Source organism: Neisseria sp. P0001.S005 (assembly GCF_051963715.1).
This window is the reverse complement of the sequence record NZ_JBQCTZ010000615.1, coordinates 1-435: the sequence shown is the minus strand read 5'-3', so window position 1 is coordinate 435 and position 435 is coordinate 1. Positions and strand designations below refer to the sequence as shown.

The window sequence follows — 435 nt, the reverse complement described above, 5'->3', positions numbered from 1 at the left end:
ACCACGACCATCATCATCGCCGTCATCGTATCGACCAAGAAGCCGACGGAAAAATCCAAACCGCCCATCGTCAGCCAGGTATAGACATTCTCGTCAAACTTGGCGCGGCTGCCGTCAATAAAGCCCCACAGCACATAAGCTGACAGCACGGCGGACACCGCCACGCCGAGTATCGTAACCGTATGCGCGCCGGCACGTCCGATTTTGTTGCCGAACAAACCCGCAATCAGCGAGCCTGCTAACGGAACAAGGGCAATTATCAAATATAAAGTCATATCGTTCATGATTACCCTTTCAACTCATCCAAATCGGCAACGTTGATTGTTTGTCGGTTGCGGTACACCAATACCATAATCGCCAAACCGATGGCAGATTCGGCAGCGGCAACGGTCAATACGAAGAATACGAAAATTTGTCCGGCAGTATCGCCCAAAT

General features: G+C 51.0%; 1 protein-coding gene and 1 pseudogene. Both read right to left on the bottom strand.

Going from position 1 to position 435, the window contains the following annotated elements:
* A pseudogene (locus tag ACTHSP_RS22015) lies at positions 1 to 284 on the bottom strand (NADH-quinone oxidoreductase subunit L); the annotation flags it as partial.
* A gap of 2 nt (positions 285 to 286) precedes the next feature.
* On the bottom strand, positions 287 to 435 hold a 149-nt coding region (locus ACTHSP_RS22010; RefSeq protein WP_440347010.1), incomplete at its 5' end, for an NADH-quinone oxidoreductase subunit K.